This is a genomic window from Undibacterium sp. Ji22W (genome assembly GCF_049340305.1).
Taxonomy (GTDB): Bacteria; Pseudomonadota; Gammaproteobacteria; order Burkholderiales; family Burkholderiaceae_D; genus Undibacterium.
In genome coordinates this window covers 536,929-551,844 of record NZ_JBMPOU010000002.1, presented here as the reverse complement: position 1 = coordinate 551,844, position 14,916 = coordinate 536,929, and the positions used below count along the sequence as shown (strand labels likewise).

Genomic DNA, 14,916 nt, shown 5'->3' with positions numbered 1-14,916 from the left:
CATTGGCTTTTTTTTTGATTTTGATGCATCAAATCAGGGCATTTTAGGCAATTGCAATCAAGCTAGGATTAAAATAAACGTCTTTAGTTAATTTGGAGTTCGCATGTCAATTGTCACAACAACGCCGCCTCGCGTCCTGTGCCACTGGTTTTCTGCAATGGTTTCAGCCGCTACGCTGCTTTGCCTAGCTGCTTGTGGTGGCAATCAAGACAGCGAAAGCAAATCAGCATTTGCCGCAATGCCCCCACAGGCAGCGCCTGCAGTGGCCGATGTGCAGATCGTCAATGGTCCACGTGAAAATTATACGATTTCAAAAATTAGCACTGGTTTTGTCATTACCGATAGGATAAATATCAGCGATATCGTGGTTGCAAAAAATAAGAAACAGCTACGTTTCACCGATGTGACGGTTAACTTGGAAATTGGTGACTTGAGTGTACAAGTCAATCCCAATCAATTGCGTTCAATCATCGATTTGTATGTAGCTTTCTTTAATCGTGTGCCGGATGCCGATGGTTTGACCTATTGGTTGCAGCAGCTCAAAGCAGGCGTGAGTATTGAGCAAATCGCGAATAGCTTTTACAGTGCTGCGGTCACCTATTCTGCGCAGACCGGTTACTCCGCCTCGATGACCTATCCGGAATTCGTCAAGATTATCTATAAAAATGTCTTGGGGCGTTCGGGTAATTTAGCGCCTACCGACCCTGAGGTAAATTATTGGGCGAGCGAGTTGACGCGCGGCGTTAGCAAGGGAAGCATGATACAAGCCATGCTAAATTCGGCCAGAACCTTTTACAACGATGCAAACTGGGGCTTCGTTCCAGCGCTGCTGGATGGGAAACTAGAAGTCGCTAAATATTTCGCAGTTGCACATGGCTTGACTTACATCAGCCCAGAAGAGTCCATTCTAAAAACGGTGATGATTGCCGCTGCTGTGACGCCAACAAATACGGCTAACGCCAAGGCCATGGTTCCGGTAAAAGATGTGATGACCAATTTAGCCGCAGCGCCGAATGTCGAGAATGTCGCTGGAATTTGTACACCAACAGCTGAAAAAGCCTGGACTCGAGGATATTTGGATGATGTCTACTTGTGGTATCGCGATATCGCTGAAACACCGCAAAATCGACAGATGAGCACGGCTGAGTATTTCGATAGCTTGCTCGTGCGCTCTAAGGATCGATTTAGTTTTACTATGTCACAAAAAGATGCCGATGATTACTTTCAATCGGGTCTCAGCTTCACTTACGGCTATTCTTTAATGCGTGAGGGAACGCGTTTGCGGGTCCTATATGTGGAGCCGGGATCGCCAGCTGATTTAGCTGGCATAAAACGTGGAATGACCATTGCCAGCATTGATAATACATCGTTGGCACAACCGGCAAACGATACTCAATATGCGGGTCTATATCCAAACAAAGCAGAGACCCATACTTTCACTATCGTCGAATTGGATGGCGCTGTTTCACGCAATGTGCAGATGACTGCTGCCACGATCGTGAAGTCGCCAGTATTGGAATCTAAAATCTTGACTGATCAGGGGCGTAAGATTGGTTATATGGTCTTTAACGATCATATTCGGACTGCCGAGCAACCATTGATTGATGCCATTAATTCTTTCCGTGAAGCCCGGATTAACGACCTCGTCCTGGATGTTCGTTATAACGGAGGTGGCTACTTGTATATCGCCGACGAATTGGCCGCCATGATTGGTGGCTACAGAACTGCAGGGCGCATTTTTGAAACATTCAAATTTAACGACAAGTATCCGCAGAAAACGATTGATTCCACGTCATGGTTTTATGCGTATGATACAAATAACCAAGTACTGCCATGGCTCAATTTGTGGCGCGTGTTCGTCCTGACTAGTAGTAACACGTGCTCCGCCAGCGAGTCGATAATCAACGGGCTATCACCGTTTTTAGAGGTGATAGTGATTGGTGAAAATACTTGTGGGAAGCCGTATGGATTCTATCAAACGAATAATTGCAATACCGCCTATTTCGCTATTGAGTTTTCAGGCGTGAATGAACTTGGTAAGGGCGATTACGTCAATGGTTTTGCGCCAAGATGTCAGGTAGCAGATGATCTCGATCATTTGTTGGGTGATCCTAGTGAGAAGCGTCTTAATGCTGCATTAAACTATGCAAGAACGGGTAACTGCCCAGCACCGACCGGTTTTAGTCAACAAGCTATGCCACCTTCGCAAGCAAGGGAACGAGACCCTTACCCTTGGCGTAGTATTCGTTTGCTTCGATAGGCGTTGATTACGGGTGATGCGATATGTCACCCTTCCAAGACAACACATAACGAGACGAGTGATGAGGATAGTGAGGAATGAATTCCAATTCTTCAACAATCATAGTATGTCGCTCATGTTATTAAAAAAACGTTTAATTAAAATAATATTGCTCACTAGTCTTTGTAAAAGCACGACGGTCGCGCAATAGACGAACAACTAGTTGTACTAAGAAGTAAGAATTCGTGTAAATTCCAAGCTAACTGTGTGCACAAGTGCAAGTTTTTTTCCTTGTGTCGATCAAATAGCATTCTCCTCAAGTCGATTGTGAGATGGAAAAAACAAGCTTTTCGATGCTTAGTTTGATGTGCTTGGTCGTGCTCAATGAAGCGCGAGCCGATATATATCGGTGTGCGAATGCGCAAGGTAGGGTGGTGACTTCTGATCGGCCTATCCCTGAATGTGTAAGTCGGGGCATGAAAGTTTACTCAAACGCGGGTAGATTTAAGAATGATGTCGCGCCTCCACCCAGTGCGGAAGAAAAGCAAAAAAATGCGCTAGAAGCAGAACGTAAAAAGCGTGAAGACTTTGAAGAACAAGAGCGCAAAAAAGAAGAGCGCTATTTGTTAGCACACTACCAAAGTGAAGCAGATATCGAGTCTGCCCGCAAGCGTGCGGTTGATTCACTCAATGAAAAGAGAGGCTTGGCCAAAGAGCAACTGGAGGGCTTGAGCCAATTAATTCTCGGATTACAAGACGAATTAAAAAATTCGAAAAAGACGACGCGAGAATTTGAATCGATTCGGCAGCGGGCTGATGAGCTGTCAACGAACATCAATAATACCCGCAATGCAATCGCATTCTACGAGCAAGAAATTGTTCGCACAAATCATGATTATGATGAGACTCTAAAACGGTATCGCACGATGATTAGTAGAAACCGCCGTTAATTTCGCTCCATGCTTCACTGCCTCTCTTGCCGCGCAGGCTAGGAGAGGATGCACCCGAAATTCACAAATAGTGCTTCTAGCCACCCAAGCCATCGCAACATATTTGACTAGAAGTTCGTGAGCGGTAATCTTCGATGAACTCATCAAAACTACCAGTTTGCGTCGCTTCCATTGTGGTCTGCTCTTCGATTGAGCTTGCGGCCAATTGCTCAAAATAAGTGGTGGTCTCCGGCGGCGGTGGATTGTCCTTAAAGTAGGCCGCAAAGTGCTGACTTTGTGCAAGTGCGAATTGAGAAAAAGAGTTTTGATGATTGTCTATTTCGACCAAAACCCGAGCGGATGGCGTTAATGCTGGATCACGCAATTTCTCACGCTGCAGAGCTAAACTTTCTAGATGCTCATGAGTGTGACTTTGCTGATCAAGTAAGGTCGCGAGTGGTAAAATTTTCTCTAGCAATCGCTCTCCCCAAACTTGTAAGCTAATTTTTTCCCCTTGATCTTGCAGCATTAAACCGGGCTGACGACCGTATTTTACTGTCAGCGAAAAGTTTTCCGTATTCTCATCACCCTCGACAGAATTAGTCGGACGGCTCTCTTCGAGTGCGCAGAATAATAGGAAAGCATCCAGAAAGCGAGAAGTGGATAAATTGATTCCTAAAGCTTCAAATGGATCGACATCCATGCAGCGTACTTCTATGTATTGAACTCCGCGCGCACACAAGGCCTCCACCGGGCGTTCGCCACTTTTGATAACCCGCTTAGGCCGTATCGTGGCGTAAAATTCATTTTCAATTTGCAGTACGTTGCTATTGATTTGCATCCATTCGCCGTCCTTTTTAATCCCTAGCTCTGCGTATGGTGGATAGGGCTTACGTACAGCCATTGATAAGCTGCGCATATACTCGAGTAGCGTGTTATACGGCGGTACTAATCCATCTTGGACATTGTTTTGGTAGCCCAAATCGCTCATACGCAAACTGGTTGCGTACGGCAAGTACAAAGTGTCTTCGGACAAAGATTCTAAATTATGCTGACGGCCACGCAAAAAGTTTTTGGGAAGTGCGGGTGATGCCCCGAACAAATACATTAATAGCCAACTATAGCGATGAAAATTTCGGATGAGTCCTATGTAACTTTCGGATTGGAAATCGCGACTACTACGTGTATCTCCTTCAGCCTTTGCGATCAGTGCCCAGAGATCTTCGGATAGCGAATAATTGTAGTGAATGCCGGCGATGCATTGCATGCTCTTGCCGTAACGTAGCGCTAAGCCACGTCGATAGACATGCTTAATCATACCAATGTGAGAATGGCCATACCAAGCAATTGGAATTTCGGCTTCAGAAGGTAGTTCGCAAGGGATAGAATTATTCCATAGCATTTCACCGTCGAATTTGGTGTAGCTAAAACGATGGATCGCATCTAACTTATCCAAAGCAATTGAAATGTCTTGTTCGGCGGGCGTAATAAATTCAAGTAGGGACTCGGAATAGTCGGTCGTGATGAGAGGGTTGGTGAGCGCTGAGCCCAAGGCCTTAGGATGTGGACTCAACATGAGTTTTCCTTGCAAATCTACACGCAAAGTCTCTCGCTCGATTCCGCGTAAGCCTTGCTGTAGCAGCGGCAAATTGTTCGGAGTATCGATCAGTTGCAGACGTTGTTTGAGTAAATCGCTGATAGGACTAGTCAAGGTAAGCATCCTTTGCTTGTAGTGGTCTGAAGGTAAGTTAGAACAGAAGTAAAAAACTTGTCAGAAAAAGTATGCATAGCATAGCCGAATTTTTGAAAACACATATTTTCCTCTCAATTTTTTAGTTTGTGTGAGGTGTTCAAATTGCCTTGCGCCAGCGCAAACACAATGGATGAATGGGCTTTTTTTTGCTTACTTTCTCGTGAAACAATGAATGTAAAATCGCCAACTAGGAGGGGGACGGGTAATTCTTGACCTAATCACAAGAAGTTAGCCCATTTTGCCTATAGAACTGATCACTGTATTCGTATTATTGCGCACACTGCGCACCAACTAGTTTAAGATCTCACCTTCGTAAAAATAGCTTGAATAGCGGGATAGGATGTTGAATGAATAATGTATGTGGTTTGGATTTTGGTACATCAAATTCAACAGTAGGGTTTCATGATGGCAGTCAGGTCAGATTGCTGAATCTGGAAGATGATAAGGTGACTTTGCCATCGGTCATTTTTTTTAACGCAGATTTGGATGAGGTCACATATGGACGTGCCGCTTTAACTTCCTACCTGGATGGATATGAAGGGCGCTTAATGCGCTCGATGAAAAGTTTACTGGGTACGTCCTTGATTGACGGACAGACCGAAGTCCAAGGGCGCAGGCTCGCTTATAAACAACTGTTAACGCAATATATTACGGAGTTAAAGCAACGATCCGAAGCAGCAGCGCAAACGCATTTCGAGCATGTTGTGTTTGGGCGGCCCGTCTTTTTCATTGATGACAATCCAGCCGCAGATCAAAAAGCTGAACAAACTTTACGCGAAATTGCAGAGGCAGCAGGATTTAAAGATATCGCATTTCAATTTGAGCCTATCGCTGCTGCCTTGGACTACGAGTCTAGACTGACGCAAGAAGAATTGGTTTTGGTGGTTGATATTGGCGGTGGTACCGCAGATTTTTCAGTCATTCGATTGGCGCCCGCACGACGTCAAAAAATCGACAGACAATCAGATATTCTCAGTAACACTGGTGTGCATATTGGTGGTACAGATTTTGACAAATACCTGAGTTTGCAACAATTGATGCCGCTGTTTGGTATGGGCGGGCGTCTTAGTAATGGTATGGAAATGCCATCTGCCAATTATTTTAATCTGGCGACTTGGCATACCATTAATTTGGTGTACTCGCAAAAAGTCGTTCGGGAAATTTTGGATGTTTGTCGCGATATTAGTGACCCGGAATTGCGGTATCGCTGCGAGTGTTTTTTGCACCTGATTGATCAGCGCGACGGGCATTGGCTGGCTTTGAAGGCGGAAGAGACAAAAATTCGGCTGAGTGACAGCGATCATGTCGAGATCGCATTAGAGCGTATACGAAGCCGTGACATGCGCACGCAGCAACATACCTTGAGCATGAATCGGACACAATTAGATGCCGCTATTGCCCCATTGTTTGCGCAACTTAATCAAACTATTAGCAATGCCATCGCAAGCGCCGGTGTACAGTCTGCACAGATTGATACTGTCTTTTTTACAGGCGGTGCTAGCGGCGTTCGTGGCTTGCGCCAAGATCTGAAGAGCTTACTACCGAATGCAAAAATGGTGCAGGGTGATGTGTTTGGAAGTATCGGCGCCGGATTAGCGTGGGATGCGCAACGACGCTTTAGTTGATCGTGCGGAAACCTGCAGATATTGAACGTTGTTTTCTTCATTCCTAACCGCGGGTAAGCTGCCAATTTGTTGTTGCGTGGAAAGGTAGTTGGGATATACTGAAAAGACTTGTTAATGTGAGTTTCCATTGAGTGGGGGCGGCATGTCAGAACACCTGGATGATGACGAGATACTGATTGAGGAAGACCTTGATACAGATGCCTTGGCCAATATCTCGCAACGCACATGGAAAATCGCGATTGTTGACGATGACGAAGATGTCCATCGTGCTACCGAATTTTCTCTCCTCGACGTCAAGATCTTAAATCGCCGTCTGGAATTCATCCACACTTATTCAAAAGCGGAAACGCACGAACGTTTTGCGGTTGAGTCAGACATCGCTGTGGTATTACTCGATGTCGTGATGGAGACTGAACACGCGGGTTTGGATCTGGTTTGTTTTATCCGTGATGATTTAAAGTGGCGTGATACTCGGATTATCTTGCGCACGGGTCAGCCTGGTTATGCCCCAGAAGAAGACGCGATTCGTGATTACGATATCAACGACTACAAAACGAAAAATGAGCTGACACGTAAAAAATTGCTCACGGCATTGACCGCCGCAATCCGGTCCTATGATCAGTTACGCACGATTGAAGCTAGTCGTCGCGGCTTACACCAAATTATTACCTCGAGCGCGGCCTTCTCGATGCAAGATGGCATCGAGGGTTTTGCTTCGGGTGTTATTACGCAAATTGCTGCTTTATGCGGTGTCCCCTCCGAAGGTTTACTGTGCGCGCAGTGTGATGAAGCACTGCAATTTGATAATAGTTTTCGCTATAGCGTGATCGCCTCCGCAGGGCATTACCGCAGCCTGATGAATCGGCCTATCGACGAAATTGATAATCCGGTGATTCGTGATTCTTTGCGCCGTGCTTTGTCGGAGCGCACCTCCTTGTTCGAAGAACACAACATGACCTTGTATTTCTCAGGTCGGGGCAAACGTGCGATTGCGGCTTTTATTGAATTACCTTATGCCTTGTCTTCGATAGATCAGCAATTATTAGAGATATTTTGCTTTAATTTGGGAGTCTGTCTCGATAACTTGGGGCTGGTCAGTCAACTAAAAAGCTATGCCTTCCGTGATCAGTTACTGATGTTGCCAAATCGCTTACGATTTATTGAGCAAATAGGCACAGTCATTGAAAATCGAACACCAGACCAAATGGTCGTCTTAATCGATATCGACGATTTTGCTGAAATCAATGATGTGCTTGGGCATCGATATGGCGACTTACTATTGCGGGCAGTCGCTACTCGTTTGCAAAAAGCTCTAGGAGAACAAGCTTATCTGGCACGCATCGGTGGCGATGTGTTTGGATTGCTGGGAAATAGTATGCTGTTGCCGCCAGCTGAATTGCAGAAATTGTTTATTGATCCCTTCATTATTGACGATACCTCGCATGCGGTATCGATGTCGATGGGGATGGTTGCGCTCGATTCCTACGCGCAGTCTGGCGCGGATGTGTTGAAAGATGCCAGCATCGCATTAAAGAGAACTAAAAGTTATCAGCGCGGTTCTCATACATTATTTACCAGAGAGATGGGGATCGCCATTCGTGAGCGTGCGATGCTGATGCAGCATTTGCACAAAGCATTTGATGCTGAACGTCTATACCTGATGTACCAACCGCAAATTGAACTGACGACCCGTCGGGTTCTTGGTTTTGAAGCTCTATTGCGCTGGAGAACCGATGATGGACGAATGATTTCTCCGACTGAATTTATTCCTTTGGCAGAGCACTCTGGACTAATTATAAGCTTGGGCGCTTGGGTACTGCGCACTTCATGTTTCATGATGCGTCAATTGCTAGATAAAGGTCATCAATTGGAGCGAATCGCAGTGAATGTTTCGGTGATCCAATTTCGCCAACCGGAGTTTATTAGCTTGGTAGAAAGTGCATTGCGCGATAGCGGATTAGCGGCGCATTATCTCGAATTAGAAATCACTGAATCGGTGACCATGAATGGTGCCGGCATGTTTGAAGAAGCACTCGGCCATTTGAAATCCTTAGGGATACAAATTGCGATTGATGATTTTGGAACAGGATTTTCATCATTGAGCTATCTTGATAAGTTACCAGTTGACCGTCTAAAAATCGATCGCGCATTCGTGACGCAAATCGACACGAAAGATGGGCCAAGGATCGCTGAATTAATTACGCAACTCGGCAAGAAATTAGGTTTGAAAATTATCGCAGAAGGGATTGAAAGCGATTTGCACTGGGATGTGTTAACAAAAATGAGATGTGATGAAGGTCAGGGCTTCCTGATTGCCCGACCTATGTTAGAAAGTGCAATCGAACCATGGCTGCGTGATTGGAAGCGCGGCTAGTTCTGATCGTGTGCACGCTTGTTAGAGATGCCGATGTGTGTCTGTAATGGCGACAGTCATCAATGCGTTCGCTTGTGTTTGTTTATTGAGTATCGTCGGTAGTGATAAATTGTTGATATCCATTCGCCCGTAGTTCACACGCAGGGCAAGTGCCGCAGCCATGTCCCCAGATATGCATTTGACCACGTTCTCCCAAATAGCAGGTATGAGTGTCATGGCGAATTAATTCAATTAGTTCAGTGCCGCCAAGTTTTTGTGCGAGGCGCCATGATTCTGCTTTGTCTATCCACATTAACGGCGTTTCAATGATCAGTCGACTAGCCATTCCCAGATTGATCGCGACCTGTAATGCCTTCAGACTGTCGTCGCGACAATCTGGATAACCAGAAAAATCCGTTTCACACATCCCGCCCACCAGTACACCTAGTTGACGTCGATAGGCAAGTGTTGCTGCGACAAGCATGAACATTAAGTTGCGTCCGGGTACAAACGTATTTGGCAAACCATTTTCCTGCATCTGTATGGCAATGTCTTCGGTCATTGCAGTATGCGAAAGTTGCGAAATGAGCGATAAATCGATGATGTGATCCTCACCCAAGCGATGTCCCCATTCGCTCGATAAAGTACGCATTTTTTGCAGCAATTGTGGACGCATCGTGAGTTCGATTGCATGTCTTTGTCCGTAATCAAAACCGATTGTCTCGACATGTTGATATCGATTTAATGCCCAGGCCAGGCAGGTGGTAGAGTCCTGGCCACCGCTAAATAAAACTAAAGCACGTTGGTTAGCTGCTGTCATTGTTTTGCTCGTTTAGAAAAGAAATTGTAATGGTCTGATCCGATTGGGGCAGATATTATCGCGTTTTTTGAATAGGCGATTCGTGATGCCTATTTTGATAGCTTTGTAATGGAAATGATTCTTTGATCTACCTGATCGCCGTTGTTGTCCTGAAAGCGTATCCAGACTGGGTAATAATCGTAGCCGGTTGCCAGCCACAGTTCGACTTTTTGGCCTTGTGCATCTGGCGGCGGCGCTTTCACGATATGCAGAACATCAAGTTCGCCCAGACTGGTCTTGATTTTTGCTGACTCCATTAAGGTAAAAACCCATGGATCAGCATCACGCTGACCTGCGACAAACATTTTCCATTCGCGTCCTACCTTATTTTGCTCAGGTTGATTACGCACTAAGGCAACCAATTGCCACGTTGCGCTTAAGCGATCCTGCTCGCCACCTTGGATCGGATAGTTCAGATCAGATTCCGAAAAATGAATTAATTTTCGCTCACGGTCAAAGTGGGTGGTCGATTCGGCACGCCGGAAACGCTTTTCGACAAATCGATCTGGCGCTAAACCAAAATCCATGACGCTACCTGTGCTGCTGCTGACCAGAATTTTACCGAACAGCGGGACTTTAGTTTCTGACGTTAAACGATAAAGTTTGGGCTGAGAATCGCTATCGGTGACTTGCCAGTTAATTTTCGCTTCACCACTGACAGGAATGCCTTTTTGGCTTGACTTCAGGCTATAAAGTAATTCGGCAGACGGCGCGAGTTTGAATTTCTCCGCGTAGCTGGTGCCGTGTAAGCCAATGCCCGCCGCGACGATCAGTAAGGTGATAAATTGCCTGAAACTAAACATATTATTTTTCAAGATTAACTTTTTGTTTGAGCGCAATGACACGCTGATTGGTGACGGTACCACTACTTTCGGTATTGCGAATTTGCACCGGGTACCATCCTAACGACGGCGCCAGCCAGATATCTAGTTGAGAATTATAGAAGCCAGGCTTGGGGGGGCGCGTGATATGTATTGTTAGTAATTTATTGTTAGTGGGATCTAATGGGCTGATGATTTCCTCTTCACCAGTGACCCGAAATAAAAATGGCGTGGCATCACGTCCTTCTGCCACTTGTATAGAAAACTCCTTGCCTGCTGACAATTGCGTCGGGTCCGCATAGCCTATTGCTGCCAATTGGATTAAAACGCTCACAGCATCTTGCGCACCATTTTCCATCGGGATAACTTTGTTGGACGAGGAGAAGCTGATTGTTTTTTCCTGGTGATTGAAATGTATCGCGGTCGCCGCGCGGTTTTTTCGGATATCGTTACTAACAATAGGCATTAGCCCAAACACATCAATATACCCTTCACTGGTGATGGTTAATAAGTTGAGTGTCGTGATAAAGAGATTGACCCCTGCTTCTATCGAGATCTTGTACTTACCGTTATAACTTTCCCACAATAAGCTACCAACGCCAGTAGTCGGGCTGCCGTTGACCTTCGTATTAGTAATTTCTAATTGCATCTCAGCGGTTTCAGGGATGCGCAATCGAAATTCGGGCAAGCCGCTTGTACTCATTGTATCTGCCGCGTCCGTGACTTTTGGATCGGCGTCGATCGTTGTGACGAGCTTGTCGGATGAAAGGTCCTGTTGGACAGTATTTGGTGGTACGTCTTGAACATTGACTGAGACGGCTGAATCGGTGGTTCCTACTGCAGGTGCAGGAGTGACTTTGTTTGGCGTTGAAGCGATCGCCTTCACTGGCTTTGGTGTGTCTGTAGAAGGATCGGTCCGAGCGCTATCCGAGCTCTCAGGACGTAAGCTTACCGTAATATGTGGTGCACTTTCTATGACTGGTTTAGGTGACCAATCTTTCCATGCAGATGACTCCAGCAAGAAAATATGCAGTAAGATAGTTGCCAGTATAAATAACCAAGTGCTCCACTTGGTGAACGCTGGTAAGAAGGGGGACGAAAAAAAATGCTTGCTCATAACGATAGTGTAATCGTTCTGACTTAATCTTGCGATAAGTCATCTATGCGGGTCTGGAATCCTATTTTTGGGTAAATTTTATATTGACACTGTCACAAGGAGAAATGCACATGCAAAATCCCTTTCAACAAGCAGCAGGAACGAATTTGAATGACCCTTTGGGTTTCGTAAAAAAACTTTGGGGAGACATGCAGTTACCTGGCATGGTTACACCTACCTTGTCTGTCGATGAACTCGACAAGCAAATTAAAGATCTGAAAACTGTCGAGTCTTGGCTAAATGTGAATATGAATATGCTAAAGGGCACGATACAAGCACTGGAAGTGCAACGTGCGACGATTTCAGCACTCAAAACGATGGGCGAAAGCTTTGCACAGGCCAATAATGCGGCGCAATCGGCTGCGGCGCCTGCAGCAGCCAACGCAAGCTGGCCCATGCATGGAACCCAGCAAGGTTCTACATCGCAAGCCGTTCCCGAACCAACAGTCGAAGAAAACGAGGAAGAGAATGAAGAGGAAAATGAAGAGGACGATGTTGCAACTGAAGAGATAGAAAAACTGAGCCCGCAACAAGAAGCCACGTCCTCAGCGAGATTGACACAGAATGAATCGCCACAATTTCATAATCCTGCAGCATGGTGGACGGTCTTACAAGATCAATTTAAGCAGGCTTTGACTCATGCGTTGAAAGATGAGGCCGCAGAGTCAGACTCTGTCAAACCAGAACAATCGACAATCAAGCGTGCTGCCAAGAAACCTCCAGCGAACGGCTCTGCAAACAGCAGATCGACGGTAAGAAAAGCAACGGCAAAGACAACTGCTAACAAGCCACAAGCTAAATCATCCACGAAGGTAACGGCAAAGAAGACTGTCTCCAGAGCAAAATCTGCAGCCCCAACTGTACGTAAGAGTTCGACTAAGAGCTAAGCAAATCGAAGGGAGTGAATGAGATGGAGTCTCTCATTTTCATGAAGAGGCGCAGAACAGTATGGACGTACTGCTGTCTGCGCCTTGCAAGGAAGCCGATTTGATCGACTTGATTTTCTAATTGCCGAGGGCTTTTTCTATGGCAGCCACCAGGCCTTTGTTGTCTGGTGTCGTCGTGCTGGCGTAGGCACTTAACACCTTGCCATTACGATCGATCAAGTACTTATAAAAGTTCCATTTCGGAGTCGTGTTGGTAGCCTTGATTAACTGTGCGTAAAACGGATTGACTGCATCGCCTTGCACCGAAGACTTGGCAAACATCGGAAACTTTACACCATAGGTATTAAAGCAAAAGTCCGCAATTTCTTTACTCGTGCCAGGTTCTTGTTTGCCAAAGTCATTGGATGGAAAACCTAATACGACCAACCCACGATCTTTGTATTTCGCATATAAGGCTTCTAAACCTTCATACTGTTTTGTGAAGCCGCAATAGCTCGCCGTATTGACGATTAAGCTGACTTTACCTTTGTATTGGCACAGATTTTGGGGCGCATCGTCTTGTAGACGATTGAAACTATGCTGTAAGACTTCCGGACAGGTATCAGTTTGTGCGCTCGCATCAAGTGTAAAACAACCGAGTAGGGCGGCGAGGGTAACAAATTTAGAAAATAAAGACATGACAATTCCTTCTGATGGGGTTTGAGATCCTTTTTTTAAAATAGGAACTAGCGGCCTATCTTAGCGTAATTCCTTCTGGTCTGCTGCCAGTTGCTGATTTTGTCGCTGCACGTTAAAGTGTGCGGTGTAATGGTTTTGGCAGCGTCGCTGTGATGTCTGCTAATTTACTTGAAAGTGACTGCGTTGTTATGCCAGATTTCGAATCCAAACTGTGTGAAAGCGATCAATTGGTGACAAGACTCAAAGACTTGCCACATCCGGTCGTATTGACGAATGGCGTTTTTGACTTATTGCATCGCGGGCATGTTACCTATTTAGCACAGGCGAAAGCTTTAGGTGCCTCTTTGATTGTCGCAGTCAATACTGACGATTCGGTTAAGCGTTTGGGTAAAGGTGCCGATCGGCCGATCAACACTTGTACCGATCGTATGGCCGTGCTTGCCGCACTCGCGTCGGTTGATCTGGTCGTTGCATTTTCTGAAGATACAGCATTGGAGACGGTGACCTTGGCGCGACCCGATATTTATGTCAAAGGGGGCGATTACGATATGAATAGCATCCCAGAAGGTCAGGCTGTGCTGGCGTATGGTGGCCAAGTACGAGCGGTTCAGTTTGAACACGATAGATCTACCACGAAGACCTTGCAGAAAATGCGTCAGATTTGAGCATATTTTGCATTCGTTCACATCATCGGAGCTGCATTTTCGTTAAAGTCATGTGGTGAATAGTAAGGCCTCTATGCAACCGTATTTTTATTATCAGCTTATTTGATCTCCACCCGATAAGGCTTCCATGGACAAGGTACAGGCAATGCTAGCGGTATTGCGCGACAATTATTTGCGCGATTTACCGGGTCATATTGATGACATAGAGCAAATCGTATTGCACTTGGAGCACACAGGTTTTCAGTTGGAGTCTTGCCAAGAGCTGTATCGACAGGTGCACAGTTTGAAGGGTAGTGGCGGCACCTATGGAATGAGTTTTATCAGCGATATTTGCCATCCACTTGAGGACTCATTAAGTCATTTAATCGAACAGCCGCAAGGTTTGTTGGATTTCAGTGCGACAGCTTTAAATTATATCGATTTGATGCGCAAAGCTTGTTTTAGTTACACGGGGGGCTTAGAACCTAGTGCGGAATTAAAGTCTGCATTACATCAAGTACGTCAATCTGCTTCACAAACAGAGTATTCTGCATTGATCGTTGAATCATCAGAAGTAGTGATTGGTATTCTACGGGGGATACTAGTGGCTTCAGGATTTCGGGTAGAGGTTTTGCAAGATGGTTATTTGGCATTGGGACGAATGCTATCTGAACCCTTTGATGTCTTAGTCTCCGCTTTAGAATTGCGACGTTTGAATGGCATTGCGCTCATTAGCGCAGTACAAAAATCCGGTGGTCGCCACGCTAAGGCGTGTACCGTGTTACTCACAACCTCGGACCATCTTGATGAGGAAGTTTGTCCAGATTTTATCTTGAAGAAAAACGCTGATCTGAAAAACAACTTCCGGAGTTGTATTAGCAAACTGATGTCAGATCGTCAGCGATGAACTGTAGTGTTGTCATGGCAGCAGACCTTATGTTAAACAACATCTTACAAGAATAAATTGCTGAG

The 14,916-nt window shown here is 45.6% G+C and carries 12 protein-coding genes; 7 read left to right on the top strand and 5 right to left on the bottom strand.

Annotated features, from left to right (window positions below; translation table 11 throughout):
• The first annotated feature begins 103 nt into the window (after window positions 1-103).
• The gene (locus ACO0KW_RS09275) at window positions 104-2,260 is read left to right on the top strand and encodes a DUF4214 domain-containing protein (protein ID WP_423052793.1); all 2,157 of its coding nucleotides are present in this window, start codon (window positions 104-106) and stop codon (window positions 2,258-2,260) included.
• A gap of 311 nt (window positions 2,261-2,571) precedes the next feature.
• Window positions 2,572-3,189, top strand: coding sequence for a DUF4124 domain-containing protein (locus tag ACO0KW_RS09270; protein WP_423052792.1), 618 nt, complete (start codon window positions 2,572-2,574; stop codon window positions 3,187-3,189).
• Between the two features lie 76 nt (window positions 3,190-3,265).
• Here ACO0KW_RS09270 and gshA read toward each other — a convergent pair whose 3' ends face one another.
• On the bottom strand, window positions 3,266-4,867 hold the full coding sequence (gene gshA, locus ACO0KW_RS09265; RefSeq protein WP_423053457.1) for a glutamate--cysteine ligase: 1,602 nt from the start codon (window positions 4,865-4,867) through the stop codon (window positions 3,266-3,268).
• A 401-nt stretch (window positions 4,868-5,268) separates the two neighbouring features.
• On the opposite strand from gshA, the gene ACO0KW_RS09260 reads away from it, so the two are divergent.
• Complete coding sequence (locus ACO0KW_RS09260; RefSeq protein WP_423052791.1) at window positions 5,269-6,546, top strand: Hsp70 family protein; 1,278 nt, start codon at window positions 5,269-5,271, stop codon at window positions 6,544-6,546.
• A gap of 142 nt (window positions 6,547-6,688) precedes the next feature.
• On the top strand, window positions 6,689-8,920 hold the full coding sequence (locus ACO0KW_RS09255) for a bifunctional diguanylate cyclase/phosphodiesterase (RefSeq protein ID WP_423052790.1): 2,232 nt from the start codon (window positions 6,689-6,691) through the stop codon (window positions 8,918-8,920).
• 82 nt (window positions 8,921-9,002) lie between these two features.
• Here ACO0KW_RS09255 and queC read toward each other — a convergent pair whose 3' ends face one another.
• The 3 genes from queC to ACO0KW_RS09240 all read right to left on the bottom strand — a co-directional run bounded on the left by queC (window position 9,003) and on the right by ACO0KW_RS09240 (window position 11,696).
• Window positions 9,003-9,719 (bottom strand): 7-cyano-7-deazaguanine synthase QueC, encoded by a 717-nt coding sequence (queC, locus tag ACO0KW_RS09250; RefSeq protein WP_423052789.1) that lies wholly within the window; start codon window positions 9,717-9,719, stop codon window positions 9,003-9,005.
• An 89-nt stretch (window positions 9,720-9,808) separates the two neighbouring features.
• Window positions 9,809-10,561 (bottom strand): DUF3108 domain-containing protein, encoded by a 753-nt coding sequence (locus tag ACO0KW_RS09245; RefSeq protein WP_423052788.1) that lies wholly within the window; start codon window positions 10,559-10,561, stop codon window positions 9,809-9,811.
• 1 nt (window position 10,562) lies between these two features.
• Window positions 10,563-11,696, bottom strand: coding sequence for a DUF3108 domain-containing protein (locus ACO0KW_RS09240; protein ID WP_423052787.1), 1,134 nt, complete (start codon window positions 11,694-11,696; stop codon window positions 10,563-10,565).
• A gap of 110 nt (window positions 11,697-11,806) precedes the next feature.
• Here ACO0KW_RS09240 and ACO0KW_RS09235 point away from each other — a divergent pair, with 110 nt between their 5' ends.
• A complete protein-coding gene (locus ACO0KW_RS09235; protein ID WP_423052786.1) occupies window positions 11,807-12,622 on the top strand; it encodes a PhaM family polyhydroxyalkanoate granule multifunctional regulatory protein in 816 nt (271 codons plus the stop codon).
• 117 nt (window positions 12,623-12,739) lie between these two features.
• Here the strand turns inward: ACO0KW_RS09235 and ACO0KW_RS09230 are convergent, their stop codons facing one another.
• Window positions 12,740-13,300, bottom strand: coding sequence for a glutathione peroxidase (locus ACO0KW_RS09230; protein ID WP_423052785.1), 561 nt, complete (start codon window positions 13,298-13,300; stop codon window positions 12,740-12,742).
• A gap of 188 nt (window positions 13,301-13,488) precedes the next feature.
• Here ACO0KW_RS09230 and rfaE2 point away from each other — a divergent pair, with 188 nt between their 5' ends.
• A complete protein-coding gene (rfaE2, locus tag ACO0KW_RS09225) occupies window positions 13,489-13,965 on the top strand; it encodes a D-glycero-beta-D-manno-heptose 1-phosphate adenylyltransferase (protein WP_423053456.1) in 477 nt (158 codons plus the stop codon).
• 127 nt (window positions 13,966-14,092) lie between these two features.
• Entirely contained in the window at window positions 14,093-14,851 is a 759-nt protein-coding gene (locus tag ACO0KW_RS09220) for an Hpt domain-containing protein (RefSeq protein WP_423052784.1), read from the top strand.
• The last annotated feature ends 65 nt before the right edge of the window (window positions 14,852-14,916 follow it).